Source organism: Amycolatopsis ruanii (assembly GCF_003385175.1).
Taxonomy (GTDB): domain Bacteria; phylum Actinomycetota; class Actinomycetes; order Mycobacteriales; family Pseudonocardiaceae; genus Amycolatopsis_E; species Amycolatopsis_E thermalba.
On the sequence record NZ_PQHY01000023.1, the window covers coordinates 1 to 16,932 of the forward strand.

Below are 16,932 nucleotides of genomic sequence, written 5' to 3' on the forward strand. Positions count from 1 at the left end.
CCGCAACGCCCGCCCGCCCCCGCACCCGGCCTCAGCTGGGCTGCCGCAGTGCCCTCGGCGCGCCCAGCGCTCGCGAGATTCCCCGCGCCGCCGCGCGCACCGCGGGCACCATCGACCGTGGGTCGGGCCCCGCGGCCGGGATCACGATCGAGATCGCCGCCACCACGGCGTCCTCGGGGCCGTACACCGGCGCCGCCACCGACAGGGACACCATCTCCACCTGCCGGTCGCTGATCACGTACCCGTCGCGGCGCACGTCGGCCAGTACGCGGCGCAGCTCGTCCGCCGAGGTGATCGTCTTCGGCGTGTACCGGCGCAGCGGCGCGGCCAGCACCTGCTCCTGCACCTCGGCCGGTGCGTGCGCCAGCAGCACCAGCCCGACCCCGGTCGCGTGCGCGGCCAGCCGCCCGCCGGGCCGGGACACGATGCTCACCGCGTTCCGCCCGGAGATCCGCTCCACGTACACCACGTCCGGCACGTCGAGCACCGCGAGCTGCACGTTCTCGTGCGTGGCCTCGTACAGGTCCTCGAGAAAGGGCATGGCGGCATCTCGGAGAACCAGCCCGCGCGGCGACAGCGACGCGACCTCCCACAGCCACAACCCGACCCGGTACTGCCCGTCGTCCTGCCGTTCCAGCGCCCCGCGCCGCGCCAGCTCGCCCACGATCCGGTGCGTCGTGGACAGCGGCAGCCCGGTGCGGCGGCTCAGCTCGGACAACGTCAGCGCCGGGCGCTCCGGGGTGAACGCGGCCAGCACGTCCAGCACGCGGTCGACGACCGAGGGCGCCTGCGCCGATGTGTGCCGCATCAGCTCAGGCTAACGGCCCCACACCAGCTCGGCGGTCTCGACGATCCGCTCCAGCTTCGCCTTCTGCTCGTCCTGCGTGAGGTCGTTGCCCTCCTCGGTGGAGGAGAACCCGCACTGCCCGGACAGGCACAGCTGGTCGAGATCGACGTAGCGCGCCGCCTCGTCGATGCGCCGCCGCAGCGAGTCGACCGTCTCCAGCTCACCGCGCTTGGTCGTGACCAGCCCGAGCACGACGTACTTGCCCTTCGGCACGAACCGCAGCGGCTCGAACCCGCCGGAGCGCTCGTCGTCGAACTCCAGGAAGTAGCCGTCGACCTCCAGCTCGTTGAACAACGCGTCGGCGACGAAGTCGTACCCGCCGGAGGCCACCCACGACGAGCGGAAGTTGCCGCGGCACAGGTGGGTCGTCACGGTCAGCCCCGCGGGGCGGCCGGCCAGCGCGGCGTTCATCGTCTTGATGTTGCGCACGTGCTGCTTGTCCGGGTCGCCGCCCATCTCGGCGACGAGCCGCCGCTGCGCCGGGTCGTTGAGGTAGGCCAGGCTGGTGTCGTCGAGCTGCAGGTAGGTGCAGCCCAGCTCGGCCATGCCGGCGATCTCCTTGGCGTAGGCCGCGGCGAGGTCGGTGTAGAACTCCTCGAGGTCGGGGTAGACCTGCTCGGAGACGGCGCGGCGGCCGCCCCGGTAGTAGATCATGCTGGGCGACGGGATGGTCTGCTTCGGCGTCTGCGCAGGATCCACAATGGACTTCAGGAACGCGAAGTGGTCGCCGAAGATCGTGCCGGACAGCCCGACCTTGCCGTCCACCTTCAGCCCGGCCGGGCTGAACTCGATGTCCCCGGCCGCGTTGTGGAACTTGACGTGCAGCTTCTCGTCGCTGCGGGAGATGCCGTCGAGGGCGTAGATGAAGTCCATGTGCCAGGAGGCGCGGCGGAACTCGCCGTCAGTGGCCGAGCGCAGCCCGACCTCGCGCTGCATCGCGACCACGTCGCGGATCGCGCTGTCCTCCACGGCCTTCAGGTCCTCGGCGCCGATGGCGCCCCGCGCGAAGTCCTCGCGGGCCCGGTGCAGTTCGTCGGGCCGCAGCAGGCTGCCCACGTGATCGGCGCGGAACGGCGGTGTCGTGCGCACAGTCATGCCCCGATCTTCGGGCACCGCATCACCGCGCACAACCCGCCTTCCGCCCCGCGGAAACCCGCCTCGACGACCGCGGGACGGAAGGTTCTCCGGATCAGGCCGGCGGGCCGAGCACGACGACCGAGTTGTGGCCGCCCATGCCGAGCGACGACTTGACGGTCAGGCCGTCACCGACCGGGACCCGGCCGGTGAGCAGCTGCGGGTGCCCCGGCGCCACCGCGGGCGGCGCCGGGATGTACCCGCGGTCGTAGCCGAGCGCGTCGACCGGCTCCTCGACCGCCGAGGCCGCGCCCTGGCAGTGCCCGACGAGCGGCTTGACCGAGTACACCCCGGTCGAGGCCCCGAACTCCTGCTCGAGGATGGTCGCCTCGGCGGTGTCGCACTGCTTGGTCCCCGGCCCGTGCGCGTTGAGGTAGCGCACCGCCGCCGCGGGCACCCCGGCGTTGGCCAGCGCGTCCCGGAAGCAGCCGCGGACCTGGCGCAGGTCCGGGTCGACCGAGGTCACGTGGTACCCGTCGTGGTTCATCGCCCCGCCCAGCGCGATCGCGTAGGGGCGAGTCGCGTTGCGGGACAGCACGAACGCGACCGCCGCCTCACCGACCAGGAAACCGCGGCTGCCCTCCTGGAAGGGACGGCACGCCTCCAGCGGTTCGGTGTCGGTGACGGCCACGCCGAGCCGCACGAAGTGGCGCACGTTCTCCTGCGTCGCCGACACGTCGGTGGCGACGAACACCACGTCGTCCACGATCCCGGCGTCCAGCCACGCCTTCGCGGTGAGCAGCCCGGCGTTGCCGGAGGCGCACATGGCCGACACGTTCATCGCCGGTCCGTGGAACCCGTACTCCTGCATGAACGTCGACATCGGCGTCGACGGCATCAGCCCGAGGTACTCCCGCGGCCGCACGTCGCCTCCGCGGTCGAGGTAGAACTCCCGCCAGAGGTCCACCTCGCCGAGCACCACCGCGTGCAGCAGTCCGACCCGCTTCCCGGGCTGCCAGCCGCGCTCCCCCGCATCGGCTATCGCCTCCCGGGCAGCGGCCCGCATCGCCCGCGCGAACCGGCTCGGCCCGTCCACCGGGTTGCCGCCGTCGGCCACCTTCGCGACCCAGCCGGGTTCCTCCGGACTGGCCCCGTAACCGGCTTCCAGGCCGGCCGCCGGCTTGCCGGACGTCAGCCCATCCCACAGGTGTTCGCGGCCCCAGCCGTAGCCGGTGACGGCACCGATGCCGCAGATCGCCATTTCCCGCGAGTCCATCGCACTCGCCCCTCCTTCGTCATTGCCTCTACGATCCGTCCCGAGGGACGGACTCATGCCAAGCCAACGTCGGCCGGCCGGAAGGGCATAACCGAGCGAAGTCCGCCACCGGAGATTGGTGCGGACGGACTACGGGAAACCGGCCGAATGGTGTAATCGAACAGCAGAAGATGCTCGGCGGATCGGACGGAAGATGGAGCCAAACGCCAACCACGGGGTGGGCGTCCCTGGCCTGTCCGTCGATCACGAACAGGTGATCGACTTGGCGTTGTCCGCCGATCGCGCGGTGATCTGGTCGTTCGCGTTCGAGGGTGACGTGCTCGCCTGGCGGCCCGGTCTGGACCGGCTGCTCGCGCTGCCCGGGGCGCCCGACAGCGACGTCCGCAAGACGCTGGCCGAGCTGGTCGAGCCGCTGCTCGTGGCCGCCCGCACCGCGCCGGTGTGGCACGACCTGGAGCTGGAGCAGCCCTACCGCACCCCGGCGGGCGACGCGCGCTGGATCCGGTTCCACGCCCGCACGTTCGAGGGCGGCCTGCTCGGCATCGCCACGGACGTCACCGACCGGCACGAGGACCGGCGCGAGCTGGCCGACCTCGCCGACCGCTACCGGCTGCTCGTCGAGCTGAGCCCGGACGGGATCGTGGTGCACCAGTACGGCGTGCTGACCTACGCCAACCCGGCCGGTCTCGGGTTCGTCGGCGCCAAGTCCGTCTCCGAGGTGCTCGGTCGCCCGATCACCGACTTCGTCGATCCGCCGTCGGTGCCGTCGATGCTGCGCCGGATCGCCGGGCTGAACGAGCCGGGCGCCACGTCGGAGCCGGCGGAGGCGGTGCTGACCAGGCTGGACGGCGGCCAGGTCACGATCGAGTCGGTGTCGGTACGCACGACCTGGGAGGGCAAGCCGGCCTTCCAGGTGATCATGCGGGACGTCAGCGCGCAGAAGGCCGCCGAGGCCGCGCTGCGCTTCCAGGCCGCGCTCGTGCAGCACGTCAGCGACGCGATCATCGCCACCGACGCGCGGGGCCGGGTGACCAGCTGGAACCCGGCCGCCGAGACGATCTACGGCTGGCGGGCCGCCGACGCGCTGGGCCAGGAGGTCGGCCGGCTGGTCGGCGCACCGCTCGACCCGGGCGACGTGCTCGCCCACGGCGGCGTCGCGCAGGCCACCCACCGCGCCGCGGACGGCTCGGCGCTCGCGGTGCGGGTGTCGGCGGCCGAGATGGACGACGGCTACGTGCTGGTGTGCGCGGACGAGACCGCCCGGCGCCGCGCGGAACGCCAGTTCAGCACGGTCGTCGCGGCGCTGGACGAGGGTGTGCTGGTGATCGGCCCGCACGGCCGGGTGATCTCGGCGAACCCCGCGGCCGAGCACATCCTCGGCGCCACCGAGGCGGAGCTGATGGCCACGCCGCCGGACAACTGGCCGCTCTACGACGAGGACGGGCGGCGGCTCGACCCCTCGGAATACCCGTCGGAGCAGCTGCCCGAGGGCGGCGAGCCGCAGCAGGGCCGGGTGTTGCGGGCCAAGCGCGCGGACGGCCGGATCGTGTGGCTGTCGTTGTCGTGCCGGGCGATGAACCCGGAGGACATGCCGTCCTCGGCGTACGTGCTGTCGTTCACCGACATCACCGAGCGCAAGGCGATCGGCGAGCGGCTCGCGCACGACGCCACCCACGACCCGCTGACCGGCCTGGCCAACCGCACGCTCGTGTTGCAGCGGCTCAACACGGCGCTGCACGAGGAGGGCTACGGCGCCACCGCGGTGCTGTTCATCGACCTGGACAAGTTCAAGGTCATCAACGACTCGCTGGGTCACACGGTCGGCGACCGGGTGCTGCAGATCGCCGGTGAGCGGCTGCGGCACGCGGTGCGCGCCGGGGATGTGGTGGGCCGGCTCGGCGGCGACGAGTTCGTGGTGATCGCGTTCGGCGTGCACGACGAGTCCGGGGTGCGGGCGCTGACCAACCACATCCGGGACGCGGTGACCACGCCGATCTCGGTCGACGGGCGCCGCCTGCACGTCGACGCGAGCATCGGGATCGTGCTCACCGGCCCCGGCGACCAGCGCGACGCCGACGAGCTGCTGCGCGACGCGGACGTGGCGATGTACCACGCGAAGACGCTCGGCCGCGGCCGCTACGAGTTCTTCGACGTCGAGCTGCGGATGCGGATGCAGCGGCGCCTGCGGCTGGAGCAGGACCTGCGCGACGCCGTCCGGCACGGCCGGCTGTGGGCCGCCTACCAGCCGGTGGTCGACCTGCGCACGGACGAGATGGTCGCGGTCGAGGGCCTGCTGCGCTGGACGCACCCGGTGCACGGGCCGATCTCGCCCGCCGAGTTCATCCCGCTGGCCGAGGAGAGCGACCTGATCAACCTGCTCGGCTCGCACATCCTGCGGGAGACCACGCGCGAGGTCGCCGGGCGGCGCGCGCAGGGCGCCGCGGTCGGGCTGAAGATCAACCTGTCCACCCGCCAGCTCGACGACCCGGCGCTGGTCCTGGCCGTCGAGGAGGCGCTGGCGGTGACCGGGCTGCCCGCGGAGGCGCTGTGCCTGGAGATCACCGAAAGCGCGCTGATGCGGGATTCGACGGTGACCAGCAAGACGCTCGCCGCCCTGCGGGAGCTCGGGGTGTGCCTGGCGATCGACGACTTCGGCACCGGGTACTCGTCGCTCGCCCAGCTGCAGCGGCTGACGCTCGACACGTTGAAGATCGACCGGTCCTTCATCACCCGGCTGGGCGAAACCGGCGACGCCGAGGTGATCGTCACGAGCATCATCGCGATGGCCCACGCGGTGCACCTGACCGTCGTCGCCGAGGGCGTGGAGAACGCCAAGCAGCTGGAGATCCTCAAGCGGCTCGGCTGCGACCAGGCGCAGGGCTACTACCTGGGCAGGCCGCTGCCGGCCGCGGAGCTGTGGTCCTGATCCTCGGCCCGGCTGCCGCGGAAGGTGTAGCGGTAGCCGCTCGGTGAGACGCCGAGCGCGGCCTGCAGGTGCTGGCGCAGTGATCCGGCGCTGCCGAACCCGGCGTCCTCGGCGACCCGGTCGATCGGCAGGTCGGTCTCCTCCAGCAGCTGGCGGGCGCGCTCGACGCGCTGCTGCGTGAGCCACTGCCCCGGCGAGAGGCCGACCTCCTCGCGGAAGCGGCGGGTGAAGGTGCGCACGCTCATCGACTCGCGGGCGGCGAGCTGCCGCAGCGTCAGCGGACGGTGCAGGTTCTCCAGCGCCCAGGCCCGCGCCGCGCCGGTCGAGGACACCGTCGGCTGGGGCACCGGCCGCGGGATGTACTGGGCCTGACCGCCCTCGCGGTGCGGGGCGACGATCGTGCCGCGCGCGACCTCGTTGGCCACCGCGGCGCCGTGGTCGCGGCGGATCATGTGCAGGCACAGGTCGATGCCGGACGCGACACCCGCCGAGGTCAGGATGTTGCCGGATTCGGTGTAGAGGACGTTCGGGTCGACCTGCACGCGCGGGTACAGCGTGCGCAGGTCGTCGGCGGACTGCCAGTGCGTGGTGGCGGGGCGGCCGTCCAGCAGCCCGGCGGCGGCGAGCACGAAGGCGCCGCTGCAGATCGAGGCGATGCGCGTGCCCGGCGGGATCGCGGCGAACGCGTCGGCGAGCGGGCCCTGCAGCGGGCCGCCGGGCTGCGGGCCGTAGTCCTCGTCGGAGGAGGACACGACGATCGTGTCGGCCTCGGCGAGGGCCTCCAGGCCGTGCTCGACGTTGACCGTGAAGTCGGTGTCGGTGCGCACCACGCCGGGGCGGAGGGTGCAGGTGCGCACCTCGTACAGCGGTTCGCCGTCGGTCATGGCCTGCCCGAACAGGCGGTGCACGATCCCGACCTCGATCGGCAGCAGACCGTCGCGGACCAGCACGGCGACCCGGTGCCGACCGTCGTTGGCGAAAACCGTCATGGCCCGATCCTGTCACATACTGACCATCGGGCCACTCGTCGGCGCGTTCTCGTGAGCGGAGCCTGGATGTCATGAACGTGTTGTGGATCTTCGCCCACCCCGAGGGACGCTCGCTCAACGCCGCCCTGCGCGACGAGGGCCTGAAGGCGCTGGAGGAGTTCGGCCACTCGTACCGGGTGTCGGACCTGTACGCGATGAAGTGGAACCCGGTGGTCGACTACGAGGACTTCGCCCACGACCCGCGCGAGCGGATGCTGGTCGCGGCGGCGTCGCAGGAGGCGTACGAGTCCGGCCGCCTGCCCGCCGACATCCAGGCGGAACAGGAGAAACTCGCCTGGGCGGACGCGATCGTGGTGCAGTTCCCGATGTGGTGGTACGGGTTACCGGCGATCCTCAAGGGCTGGTTCGACCGGGTCTTCGTGAAGGGCCTCGGCTACGGGATCGCCGCGCCGGACGGCACTGTGCTGCGGTACGGCGACGGCAAGCTCACCGGCAAACGGGCGATGGCGGTGACGACGATCGGTGCGCGGCCGTCCAGCATCGGGCCGCGTGGCGTCCACGGTGAACTCAACGATCTGCTGTTCCCCCTGCACCACGGCACGTTCTGGTACACCGGCATCGCGCCACTGCCGCCGTTCGCCGTGCTGGGCGCCGACCGCCTGGACGAGGCGGGGTACGCCGCGGCGGTCGAGGGGCTGCGGGACCGGCTCCGCACGCTGGAGACGGCGGAGCCGATCCCGTTCCGCTACCAGAACCGCGGCGAGTACGACGAGAACCTGGTGCTACGCGCCGATCTCGCTCCGGGCCGGTCGGACCTGGCCGTACACCTGCAGGACTGACACGACCATCAGCAGCGCGCTGACCACGACCGGCGACCGGAACCCGAATCCCGCGTCGAGCGCGAGCCCGCCCAGCGCCGGGCCGAGCGTGTTGCCGACGTTGAACGCGGCCGTGGTGAAGCCGCCGGCCAGCGCGTTGCCCGGGGCCTGGTAGAACACGCGCGCGGTGAGCGCCGGCGCGAGCCCGAAGGCCAGCATCCCCTGCAGGAACACGAGAACGAGCGTGACGACCGGGCTGGACGCGCTCAGCGCGAGCGCGATCCAGCCGGCGGTCAGGGCGGCCGTGCCGGTCAGCAGGACGGCGCGGGGCCGGGCGTCGGCGACGCGGCCACCGAACACGATCCCGGCGCACGCGCCGACGCCGAACAGCACGAGCGTGACAGGCACCCACGCCTCGGACAGCCCGGCCACCTCGGTGACCAGCGGCGCGAGGTAGGTGAACGTGCAGAAGGTCGCGCCCTGGACGAGGGCGTTGGTGAGGTAGGTGAGCAGCAGCGGACGACGCAGCAGCGGCCGGACTGCGGTCGCCTCGGTGTCCGGTTTGGACACCGGGATGGTGCGCACGACCGCGACCGTGGCCGCGACGGCGAGGGCGGCCACGGCCCAGAACGCGGAGCGCCAGCCCCACGCCTGGCCGAGCACGGCGCCGCCGGGAACGCCCGCGACGCAGGCCAGCGTCACCCCGCCCATCACGACGGACATCGCGCGGCCCTTGGCATCCGGCGCGACGAGCGCGACGGCGACGGTGGTGGCCAGCGCCCAGAACCCGGCGTTGGCCAGTGCCGCCGCGATCCGCGTGGCGAGCAGGACGGCGTAGCTGCCGGTGAGCGCGCCGAGCACGTGCGCGGCGGCGAACACGACGAGGAACGCGGTGACCGCCCGGCGCTGCGGCCAGCGCCGGGCGAGGATGGCGAGCAGCGGCGCGCCGACGATCATCCCGACCGCGAAGGCCGAGGTCAGGTAGCCGGCGTCGGCGATCGAGACGTGCAGATCGGTGGCGATGTCCGGAACCAGGCCGGACAGCATGAATTCCGAGGTGCTCTGGGCGAAGACGGCGAGCCCGAGCAGGTAGACGGCAAAGGGCATGGCAAAGCTCCCGAGTCGGAGAAACAGGGGTCAGCGGGTGATCCGCTGGCCTCTGTCCGACTCGGGGCTGTTCACGCTGGGCAGCCTAGCGGGCGCGGCCGGGGCGATCGACTCATTTTCCGTCGAAGCGGCGCAGGTCGTCGATCTCCGCGGTGAGATCGGGCAGCGGTTCGAAGGGCTGGACCTCGACGCGGCCGGCAGCGCGGGTCCAGGTGCCGGCGACCCGGCCATCGACGAGGACCGCCGCCCGGATGATGCCGCCGCCGGGGTGGACGAGCTTGCGGTGTTCCGGGGCGACGGCGTGGTCCCGCGTGCGCCAGCCGAGGAGGTACTCGTCGAAGGCGGGGATCAGGCGGACGGTGGGGCCGGCGTCTCTGGTGTCCACTGTGGTGGGTCGCCACGCGCGTTTCAGGTGGCGCACCGGGAGTCCGGACCAGGCGGCGAGGTCCGCGGGCTCGGCCGGTTCGTGGGCGGCGCGGTATCGGGCGACGAGCCGGTCGAGGGCGGTGTCGCCGGGTTCGGTCGGCAGGGGTGCGCCCAGCCAGTCTCCGGCGTGGACGTAGGTGGGCTTGCCCCGGCGCTCCGGCCCGAGCACGACGAGCCCGCGCTCCGCGGCGAGCATCGCCAGGTGGACGGTCGCCTGCCCTTCGGTTCCCGTTCGCTCGCCGAGCTCGGCTTTGGCGAGCGGGCCCTGGCCGTCGAGGGCCGCGGCTGCTCTCGAGCCGTCGGGGTTGTCGACGCCCAGTTCCTCGAGCCGGCGCAGCGAGTTCGCCGGGTTCGGTTTGACCAGCGGGTACAGCCAGGGCAGGTCGTCGCGGGCGATGAGGTGGAGGGTGCCGCGCGGCCCCCAGCAGCGGACGAGCGTCCGGTCGTGGCGGGCGGTGTCGACTTCGGCGCCGGTCAGGCCGGGCACCCGCGCCCGCAGCGCCAGGGGGAAGGCGGCCGGTTCCTGCGCCTGCACGGCGAGCAGATGACGGACGGCGCCGACGAGCGTGGTCCCGGCCGTGCGGTCCAGGAGCTGGGCCGCGACCCGGCGGCGCCGTACGTCCATGCCGGCAGGCTACCGGCGCCGGCGGTCGGCGTTGTCGAACTTCCGGACGGCGAACGCGTACGCCTCGTCGAGCAGTTTCCGGGCTTCCGGCCAGGTCCGGTCCGGGTTGATGACGCAGACCCAGTGCTGGCCCCCGTACACGGGGTGCGGGAAGAGGACGTCCAGGGCGGTGACGTCGTAGTCGCCCGGCGGCACGACTTCGGCGAACCGGTCCCGCGTGAGACCGATGTTGAGGCGGAAGACCCCGGGCCGGTCCAGGTTGGACGTGTTGTCGAACTCGGTGTCCGAGGTGACGATCGTTGCCCAGGGCATCTGACGCTGCGGCGGAAGATCCCCGCGGGGGTCGTAGATGGCGAAGATGTCCCCGTTCGCCTCGGCGATCCGGGTGCCGTCGAAGGCGGCCAGTTCCTGTCGAATGTGCTCGATATCCACCGCGCCAAACAAGCACAATACTGATGATCAATGTGCGGCACAAGTGATGAGTGTCACTACTCCTCCACCCACACGAGGAGGTTCCCCCAGGCGAGTTAATCGCGCAAGATGACCGATATGTCCGAAAGAAGACGCCGAGTCATCTCGCTCGCGCGGGCCGCGTGGCACCGCGGGCTCGCCGGCATCGGCCTGACGCAGTCCGAACGCCGCCTCGCCGCCGACGCGCAGCTGTTCTGGACCGACCGGGCCGACCGGGGCTGGAAGGACAACTCGCACTGGGCGGACGCCCCGGTGTTCGGCGAGAAGGTGCCGTGGCAGGAGATCGGCCGCCAGCACCTGGACATGTTCCGCCGGGGCGCGCGGATGGCCGGCTTCGACCGCCCGTGGGAGCGAGTGGTGGAGTGGGGTTGCGGCGGCGGCGCGAACGCGGTGCACTTCGCGCCGCACGCACGGGAGTTCATCGGGGTCGACATCTCGACCGAGAGCCTGCTGGAGTGCGAGAAGCAGGTGAAGTCGGTGTGCGACACCCCGTTCCGCGCGGTGGCGATCGACGTCCCGCGGCCGGAGTCGGTGCTGCGGGAGGTCCCCGAACCCTGCGACGTGTTCCTTTGTCTCTATGTCTTCGAGGTGCTGCCAACGCCGGAGTACGGCGATCGCATCCTGCGGCTCGCGCACCGCATGCTGTCGCCCGGCGGTCTGGCCCTGATCCAGATCAAGTACGACGAGGGCCGGTGGGTGACCCGCCCGCGGCGACGTTCCTACCGGACGGGCCCGTCACAGATGACGACCTACGCGATCCCCGAGTTCTGGCAGCTGGCCGCGCGGGTGGGTTTCCGCCCGGAGGCGATCGAACTGGTCCCGGAGAACGAACTCGACAAGCGCTACGCGTACTACTTCCTGAGCAAGCCGGCCTGAGCGGGCGCGGCCGGCCCTCAGACAGCGAAGCCGGAAATCCGTTCCGGAATCACCCGGACGATCAACCGGAGGACATCGTCCGACTCGGGAGGCGGGTCCTCGCCGAGGTACTTCTGCGAGAGCTGCCGTGGAAGCGCTTTCTCCGGGTCCTCGATCAGTTCGACGGTGCCACGGATGTCCACCGAGTGGACGGGTTGGCGGTGTCGTAGACGGTGAGGCTGATCCGCGGGTCCCGGGTGAGGTTGCGGGCCTTCTGCCGCCCTGCCGTGGTGGAGAACAGCACCGCGTCTCCGTCCCGGGCGATCCAGACCACCGAGGTCTGCGGCCCGCCGTCCGGGTTCAGCGTCGCGACGGTGGCGAAGTTCCTCCCGTCCAGAAGCTTGCGGATCTCCTCGTTGAACGCCACCGACATGACCTCACCCTTCCGCTCGCTGCTTGCGTATCAACGGATGCGGAGGCCGAGTTCTTCCCGGCTCCAGCTACGCGGCCAGGCCCTGATGAACCGACCGCAGAGTGTGCGCGGGCACCACCACGCTCACCTGTTCGGGGCGGGCGCGTGTCGAACAGCCGGGCCCGCCCCGATGTGGCGATCCGGATCAGGTCGTCGGCGGGGGCGTGAAGGTGGCGGGCGGCGGTGTCTCATCCGGAGTCACGCCCATCGACAGCGACGCCCGGAAGCCGTGGCTGAGATCTGGTCCGAGGGGCTGTACCCGCAGCGTGCTCTGCGCACCACCCTGCTGCTGGTACAGGAAATCGGTCTCGTTCGTCACGCGCTCCGGTGCACCGGGCCGATCCGAGTAGGGCATGGTCGCAACGACCCGCGCGTTGAGCTCCTCCGGCAGGTACAGCTGACCGGTGTGGACTCTCTTGTCGCCCACGTGCACCAGCACGTGCATGTGGATCGCCCGGCCGAAGTAGTAGCCGGGGTAGATCGTCCGGAACGTGACCTCGCCGTCGGCGCGGCTGATCTGCGTCCCGCGCAGGAACGTCGAGGGATCGGTCGGATCGATGTGCGGATCGGGCATCGGCGCGACGTTCGGGTCGAGGTCGAGGTGTCCGGAGTAGTAGCCGAGGGCGTCGCAGTGCCAGATGTCCACGACAGCGCCCGGCAGCGGGGCGCAGGATTTCGCGTCGACGACCCTGAGGGTCAGTTCGACCGGCACACCCTGCCGGTCCTCACGGATGTCACTGCGAATGAGCTTGCGGTCGATGTAGTACGGGCCCTCGATGGCCTCGGGCGCCAACACGCAGTTCGGCGGGGTCGCGTTCGAGACAGGGCTGGCCTGTGCTGCTCCGGAAGCTGCCTCGTCGGCCGGAGCGCACGCCGCCACACCCAACCCCGCCACGCCGAGACCGACTGCGGTGAGCAGGGTCCTGCGGGAGGTTCCGTGGCTGGCTGATTCCGGTGAAGGTGTTCGCTGGTCATCCACGACGGCTCAATGTAGGCATGAATGATCCACGCCGATCCCGTGCTGGACCACAAATTCGTCGAATCGGCTGATGCTAGGGCTGGTACCAGGTGGACGCTTTGCGGGTACGCGACGAGCTCTGCAGCATCCGCTCCAGGGCCATGCCGAGCGGTGTTCCGGCGGCGAGCGGGCCGATGTGCCGTTCGACGAGCGTGAGCCAGAATTCCGCGCTGGGCGCGAAGTGCAGGTGCAGGGCGCGGCTGTGCTCCTGGACCCGGCGGATCGCCTCGATCTTGCGCGTCCCGAGACCGTGGCAGATCAGGTGGATTTCCTGCCGGACGGGAACCCGATGCTGCACGGTGCGCAGGAACCGGACCAGTTCGCCCGCGTCCGGTGCTCCGATCCGCTGCGACAGCAGTCTGGCCAAGCGGCCGCGCATCGCCATTCCCCGGGTCGCCGCTGCCTGTTTGGTGCGCGCGTCGGCCTCGGGCCCTCGATCCGGGTCCGCGGCCAGAACCATGACCGCCTCCGGGGGCGCGATGTACAGCGCGCTCCACGCCGCATCGTCGGAGCGCTGCTCCTCGCGGACGCGGCCGGTGTTGGGAGTGATACCGAGCCGCTGCCAGATGCGCACCACCGACGAGGGCGAGATCCCGACCCGCTGGGCCATGTCGCGCTTGGTCCAGCGGACTCCGTTCGGTGGCGGCTCGGTGAACGTCGCGTCCACAACGGCCTGCACCTGTTCCTCGGCGATCGTGCGGGGTGCGCCGGAGCGCGGCCGGTCCTTCAGCGCGGGGAGCCGGCCTTCGCGAAACCTCGCCCGCCACTTGCCGACGACCTGGGCGGAGACGCCGAACTCGCGTGCGATGTCCACGTTCGTCCGGCCTTCTTCACAGGCGAGCACGATCTTGCAGCGCAGCACGACCGCTTGGGACGTGGAGGGGAGGCCGATCCAGCGCGTCAGAGCCTGACGCTCCGCCTCGGTCAGCGCGAGTTCGGATGTCGAGTCGGACCTGCCCATCGCCGGTTCATCGTAACGAACTTCCGGTCCACCACTCGCGGCTGGTCGTGGGCGGTCCGCGCCAGCGGCGGAAGCGTCCGCCGCTGGTCCAGAGCCGACGTCCCGGGCCGTAAGGCGAGGCGCAGCGCCAGCTCCACCTCCCGCCGGGCACCGCTCCTCCGGTGTGGTCACCACCCCTCGGGAGCGTCCCGGCCCCCGCTGCTCAACGGGTACTTCTGGAGCCCCAACTGAAACCCTCATCGAGCACCCTCGAACGCCAAACGGCCCCCACCATGATCGGCGGGGGCCGTTTGTGCTGCTAGAAGCGGTGGCCAGGGCCGGGGTCGAACCGGCGACCTTCCGCTTTTCAGGCGCAGATGTTTCCGCTGGTCATGCGGGGTGCACGGCCGGTTCGTGCACCCCGCGTGCCCCAATCAGTGCTTCACGATGATGGTCTTCGGAAGCTTGATCGCGTCGCCCCGTTCGGCCAGCTTGCTCAGCTCCCCCGGCCAGTTCCTTGTCCCTCCCCTCGACCGCGTGGAGATACCGGAGCGCCGCCGCTGCCGACGAGTGCCCGAGGCGCTTCTTGAGATCCGCCAGTGTCGCGCCAGTGCTTGCGGCGAGCGTCTGTCCGGTGTGGCGGAGGTCGTGAAAGGACACATCCACACCGACGCGCTTCCGGGCACGGACGAACGCCTGGTAGACCGCGTTACCCCGCATCGGCTGACCATCCCGGCCGACGAAGAACCGCTCCGCCCCCGCCCACTTGGTCATGTGCTCGACCAGGTAGGGCTTCAGATGCGGAGGAAACGCGATCTCCCGCCGCCCGGCATCCGTCTTGGGGTCCTTGTCGTACTTCTTCGGGCTCTCCAGCAGCTCCACCCTGTTCTTGCGCACCGTGATCACCCCGGCGATCAGGTCCACATCCTCGGTCCGGAGCCCGCACACCTCCCCGCGCCGCAGCCCGCACCAGGCAGCGAGCAGGACGGCCGCCCGGTACCGAGGAGTGATCGCCTCGACCAGCTCGGCTACCTGCCCCGGTGTTGCGATCCCCCGTTCCTTGGCCTTGTCGGACCCAGCGCCCGGGATCTGGCATGGGTTGACCTGGATCGCCCCGTCGCGCTTCGCCTGGTTCATCACTGCCCGCAGGAAGCGGTACGACTGAGCGATGGAGGTTTTGCCTCCTGTCCCCGCCAGCGCCTTGCCGTACCAGCTCCGCACGACCGGCGGGGTGATCGCGATCAACGGCAGATCAAGCAGCTCCGTCATGTGCAGGCGCATGTTCCGCCGACACGTCTCCTCCCAGCGGTCACCCACGTCCGGGTTGTCCCGGAGGTAGGCATCGGCGTAGTTGCCGAACGTTTCCCGGCCGAGCTTGTCATCCAGCCAAGCCCCGCGGCTGATGTCCGCCTCGACCCCGACGAGCCAGCGATCAGCATCGGTCTTCGTCCGGAACGTGTTCGACGCGTACTGCCGCTTTCCGTTCGGCGCGATCAAGGCGCGCCGCCGTCGGCGGCGCGCGGGGACCGTCCCCTGACGTTCCGAATATGTCGGGGCGCGGCTGACGCCGGGCTGCCGCTCCGCTCCGCCCGGCGAGCCGCGCAGCACAGCTTGGGTGCTCGTCCCCGGCTGCGCAGCCAACGGCGGCGCGCCTCAGGGACCCGCCACCAAGCAACACCTCAGCTCGGCGGCGCGGACATGCGTTGCGAAGGCCCCCTCCTGCTCGAGCGTCTTACGGCGGTCCAACCGCATCAAGGGCGCGCCTTCGGCGTCGCTGCGCGATGAGCTTCGCTCACCCTTGACCCGGCCGCCCCGCCGCAAAGCACGGCAGGGACGAGGGGGCGGGGGAACCGAGCGAGCAAGAGCACCCCCGATTCACTAGTAGCTGTTCACGTCCCAACAGCGGCGAAACTCCGTCTCCCCCATGCGAGTGTTCCAGATCCTTCGCGACGCTGGACGAATCTCCGCGGACTTATAGCTACGTCCCGGGTTGAACCAGGCGAAGGTCTCAACCTTGGCGGAGCCGAGAGCGAGAGCTTCGTCCAGTGCCGGCTCAAGGTCGCTGTCCTGGGACGCAAGGATGACGAGGTCGACATTTGGATCAAGAGCTTCTCGGACGAGCGCCAGGGCGCAGAGTACATCCACACCTTTTTCCGCCTTACCTCTCACCAGGTATTTCCCGTCTGGCCCCACGACCTTCGCCCCGGTCGCGTCGCGGTGGTAGTCGTACTTCAGAGGACGCAGGTGCACTGTCACGCGGCCATCGCGCTCCCAGTGCGCCTGCTGCGCCAGGTTTCGTGCGTACGCCTTGGGGTCGTGGTCGGGCGATGGCAAGCCGCGGTATACGAGAACCTTGCGAAGCACGGCGTGATCCATCCCCGGACGCTGTCGCTGGTTGCGGACCTGGATCAACTGGTTGGCGAAGTGAAGAGGGTCCACGAGAGCCTCATGCGGAGGGCCGAACCTCGTTGAGTCGAAGAGGCCGTGGCCGGTGAGGTGGACGTTCTGATAGTCGATGATCACCGACGCGCGGAGAGGCATAGCGGTAAGGGTACGACAATAAAAAAGCCCCACCAGTCCCGGAGGACGGTGGGGAGCTATGAGTACATAGTGCCATGAACGTCCGTCGCCTTCAACCGGGGGGTGGGCCCGGGCACGGGCCGAGTGACGTAGCTCATCGCGACCAGCATCGTGCCCCCCGCGTGCCCCAAGGGGCGGCAATCCGGGGTCAACCAAGGTCAACGCCGGGCAGAGCCGCAGGAGATCGCAGACATGAAAAAACCGCCCCGACCTGCATCGGAGCGGTTCATCGACCGTGGCCAGGGCCGGGGTCGAACCGGCGACCTTCCGCTTTTCAGGCGGACGCTCGTACCAACTGAGCTACCTGGCCGGAAACGCCGGCTGAAGCCAGACGCTATTGCGACCCTGACGGGACTCGAACCCGCGACCTTCGCCGTGACAGGGCGACGCGCTAACCAACTGCGCCACAGGGCCATATGCACTTGTCATGCGTACTCCCAACGGGATTCGAACCCGCGTTGCCGCCTTGAAAGGGCGGAGTCCTAGGCCGCTAGACGATGGGAGCCCG

At 70.7% G+C, this 16,932-nt stretch carries 16 protein-coding genes and 3 tRNA genes; 3 read left to right on the top strand and 16 right to left on the bottom strand.

Going from position 1 to position 16,932, the window contains the following annotated elements; translation table 11 throughout:
• Positions 1-31: 31 nt before the first annotated feature.
• The 3 genes from D0D28_RS14970 to D0D28_RS14980 all read right to left on the bottom strand — a co-directional run bounded on the left by D0D28_RS14970 (position 32) and on the right by D0D28_RS14980 (position 3,197).
• Positions 32-808: an IclR family transcriptional regulator gene (locus D0D28_RS14970; protein ID WP_094006340.1), complete on the bottom strand. Its 777-nt coding sequence runs from the start codon at positions 806-808 to the stop codon at positions 32-34.
• Between the two features lie 9 nt (positions 809-817).
• The gene (locus D0D28_RS14975) at positions 818-1,942 is read right to left on the bottom strand and encodes a 5-methyltetrahydropteroyltriglutamate--homocysteine S-methyltransferase (RefSeq protein WP_094006341.1); all 1,125 of its coding nucleotides are present in this window, start codon (positions 1,940-1,942) and stop codon (positions 818-820) included.
• A gap of 94 nt (positions 1,943-2,036) precedes the next feature.
• On the bottom strand, positions 2,037-3,197 hold the full coding sequence (locus tag D0D28_RS14980; protein WP_205413270.1) for a beta-ketoacyl synthase N-terminal-like domain-containing protein: 1,161 nt from the start codon (positions 3,195-3,197) through the stop codon (positions 2,037-2,039).
• Positions 3,198-3,390: 193 nt separating this feature from the next.
• Here D0D28_RS14980 and D0D28_RS14985 point away from each other — a divergent pair, with 193 nt between their 5' ends.
• On the top strand, positions 3,391-6,123 hold the full coding sequence (locus D0D28_RS14985; RefSeq protein ID WP_116110972.1) for a sensor domain-containing protein: 2,733 nt from the start codon (positions 3,391-3,393) through the stop codon (positions 6,121-6,123).
• Here the strand turns inward: D0D28_RS14985 and D0D28_RS14990 are convergent.
• Positions 6,081-7,112, bottom strand: a complete 1,032-nt coding sequence (locus D0D28_RS14990) for a GlxA family transcriptional regulator (RefSeq protein ID WP_116110973.1) — start codon at positions 7,110-7,112, stop codon at positions 6,081-6,083. The genes D0D28_RS14985 and D0D28_RS14990 overlap by 43 nt on opposite strands.
• A gap of 71 nt (positions 7,113-7,183) precedes the next feature.
• Between D0D28_RS14990 and D0D28_RS14995 the strand changes: the two genes are divergently transcribed.
• Positions 7,184-7,951, top strand: coding sequence for an NAD(P)H-dependent oxidoreductase (locus tag D0D28_RS14995; protein WP_116110974.1), 768 nt, complete (start codon positions 7,184-7,186; stop codon positions 7,949-7,951).
• Here D0D28_RS14995 and D0D28_RS15000 read toward each other — a convergent pair.
• The 3 genes from D0D28_RS15000 to D0D28_RS15010 form a co-directional block, all read right to left on the bottom strand.
• Positions 7,895-9,037: a Cmx/CmrA family chloramphenicol efflux MFS transporter gene (locus D0D28_RS15000; protein ID WP_116110975.1), complete on the bottom strand. Its 1,143-nt coding sequence runs from the start codon at positions 9,035-9,037 to the stop codon at positions 7,895-7,897. The genes D0D28_RS14995 and D0D28_RS15000 overlap by 57 nt on opposite strands.
• Positions 9,038-9,149: 112 nt before the next feature.
• Complete coding sequence (locus D0D28_RS15005) at positions 9,150-10,088, bottom strand: winged helix DNA-binding domain-containing protein (RefSeq protein WP_116110976.1); 939 nt, start codon at positions 10,086-10,088, stop codon at positions 9,150-9,152.
• 9 nt (positions 10,089-10,097) lie between these two features.
• On the bottom strand, positions 10,098-10,520 hold the full coding sequence (locus D0D28_RS15010; protein WP_116110977.1) for a DUF6194 family protein: 423 nt from the start codon (positions 10,518-10,520) through the stop codon (positions 10,098-10,100).
• 117 nt (positions 10,521-10,637) lie between these two features.
• On the opposite strand from D0D28_RS15010, the gene D0D28_RS15015 reads away from it, so the two are divergent.
• Positions 10,638-11,435 carry a class I SAM-dependent methyltransferase gene (locus D0D28_RS15015; protein WP_116110978.1) on the top strand — a complete coding sequence of 266 codons (798 nt, stop codon included), beginning with the start codon at positions 10,638-10,640 and terminating at the stop codon, positions 11,433-11,435.
• Between the two features lie 17 nt (positions 11,436-11,452).
• Here the strand turns inward: D0D28_RS15015 and D0D28_RS37480 are convergent, their stop codons facing one another.
• The 9 genes from D0D28_RS37480 to D0D28_RS15055 all read right to left on the bottom strand — a co-directional run bounded on the left by D0D28_RS37480 (position 11,453) and on the right by D0D28_RS15055 (position 16,929).
• Entirely contained in the window at positions 11,453-11,617 is a 165-nt protein-coding gene (locus tag D0D28_RS37480; RefSeq protein ID WP_346009485.1) for a hypothetical protein, read from the bottom strand.
• Complete coding sequence (locus D0D28_RS15020; RefSeq protein ID WP_346009483.1) at positions 11,590-11,847, bottom strand: PPOX class F420-dependent oxidoreductase; 258 nt, start codon at positions 11,845-11,847, stop codon at positions 11,590-11,592. Before D0D28_RS15020 ends, D0D28_RS37480 begins: the two co-directional genes overlap by 28 nt.
• Before the next feature lie 184 nt (positions 11,848-12,031).
• Entirely contained in the window at positions 12,032-12,865 is an 834-nt protein-coding gene (locus tag D0D28_RS15025) for an intradiol ring-cleavage dioxygenase (RefSeq protein ID WP_116110979.1), read from the bottom strand.
• A gap of 73 nt (positions 12,866-12,938) precedes the next feature.
• On the bottom strand, positions 12,939-13,865 hold the full coding sequence (locus D0D28_RS15030) for a helix-turn-helix domain-containing protein (protein WP_162831072.1): 927 nt from the start codon (positions 13,863-13,865) through the stop codon (positions 12,939-12,941).
• A gap of 369 nt (positions 13,866-14,234) precedes the next feature.
• On the bottom strand, positions 14,235-15,452 hold the full coding sequence (locus tag D0D28_RS15035) for a site-specific integrase (protein ID WP_205413271.1): 1,218 nt from the start codon (positions 15,450-15,452) through the stop codon (positions 14,235-14,237).
• Positions 15,453-15,722: 270 nt separating this feature from the next.
• Positions 15,723-16,385, bottom strand: coding sequence for an NYN domain-containing protein (locus D0D28_RS15040; RefSeq protein ID WP_116110981.1), 663 nt, complete (start codon positions 16,383-16,385; stop codon positions 15,723-15,725).
• A gap of 275 nt (positions 16,386-16,660) precedes the next feature.
• Positions 16,661-16,734: transfer RNA gene (locus D0D28_RS15045), tRNA-Phe, on the bottom strand.
• A gap of 30 nt (positions 16,735-16,764) precedes the next feature.
• Positions 16,765-16,838: transfer RNA gene (locus D0D28_RS15050), tRNA-Asp, on the bottom strand.
• 18 nt (positions 16,839-16,856) lie between these two features.
• Positions 16,857-16,929: transfer RNA gene (locus tag D0D28_RS15055), tRNA-Glu, on the bottom strand.
• Positions 16,930-16,932 lie beyond the last annotated feature (3 nt).

Bases quoted from the DNA above. Each gene is read 5' to 3' on its own strand.
- D0D28_RS15040 (WP_116110981.1), bottom strand. From the start codon at position 16,385: ATGCCTCTCCGCGCGTCGGTGATCATCGACTATCAGAACGTCCACCTC.
- D0D28_RS14970 (WP_094006340.1), bottom strand. From the start codon at position 808: ATGCGGCACACATCGGCGCAGGCGCCCTCGGTCGTCGACCGCGTGCTG.
- D0D28_RS14980 (WP_205413270.1), bottom strand. From the start codon at position 3,197: ATGGACTCGCGGGAAATGGCGATCTGCGGCATCGGTGCCGTCACCGGC.
- D0D28_RS15000 (WP_116110975.1), bottom strand. From the start codon at position 9,037: ATGCCCTTTGCCGTCTACCTGCTCGGGCTCGCCGTCTTCGCCCAGAGC.
- D0D28_RS15005 (WP_116110976.1), bottom strand. From the start codon at position 10,088: ATGGACGTACGGCGCCGCCGGGTCGCGGCCCAGCTCCTGGACCGCACG.
- D0D28_RS14975 (WP_094006341.1), bottom strand. From the start codon at position 1,942: ATGACTGTGCGCACGACACCGCCGTTCCGCGCCGATCACGTGGGCAGC.
- D0D28_RS14995 (WP_116110974.1), top strand. From the start codon at position 7,184: ATGAACGTGTTGTGGATCTTCGCCCACCCCGAGGGACGCTCGCTCAAC.
- D0D28_RS15015 (WP_116110978.1), top strand. From the start codon at position 10,638: ATGTCCGAAAGAAGACGCCGAGTCATCTCGCTCGCGCGGGCCGCGTGG.
- D0D28_RS15020 (WP_346009483.1), bottom strand. From the start codon at position 11,847: ATGTCGGTGGCGTTCAACGAGGAGATCCGCAAGCTTCTGGACGGGAGG.
- D0D28_RS15030 (WP_162831072.1), bottom strand. From the start codon at position 13,865: ATGGGCAGGTCCGACTCGACATCCGAACTCGCGCTGACCGAGGCGGAG.
- D0D28_RS14985 (WP_116110972.1), top strand. From the start codon at position 3,391: ATGGAGCCAAACGCCAACCACGGGGTGGGCGTCCCTGGCCTGTCCGTC.
- D0D28_RS14990 (WP_116110973.1), bottom strand. From the start codon at position 7,112: ATGACGGTTTTCGCCAACGACGGTCGGCACCGGGTCGCCGTGCTGGTC.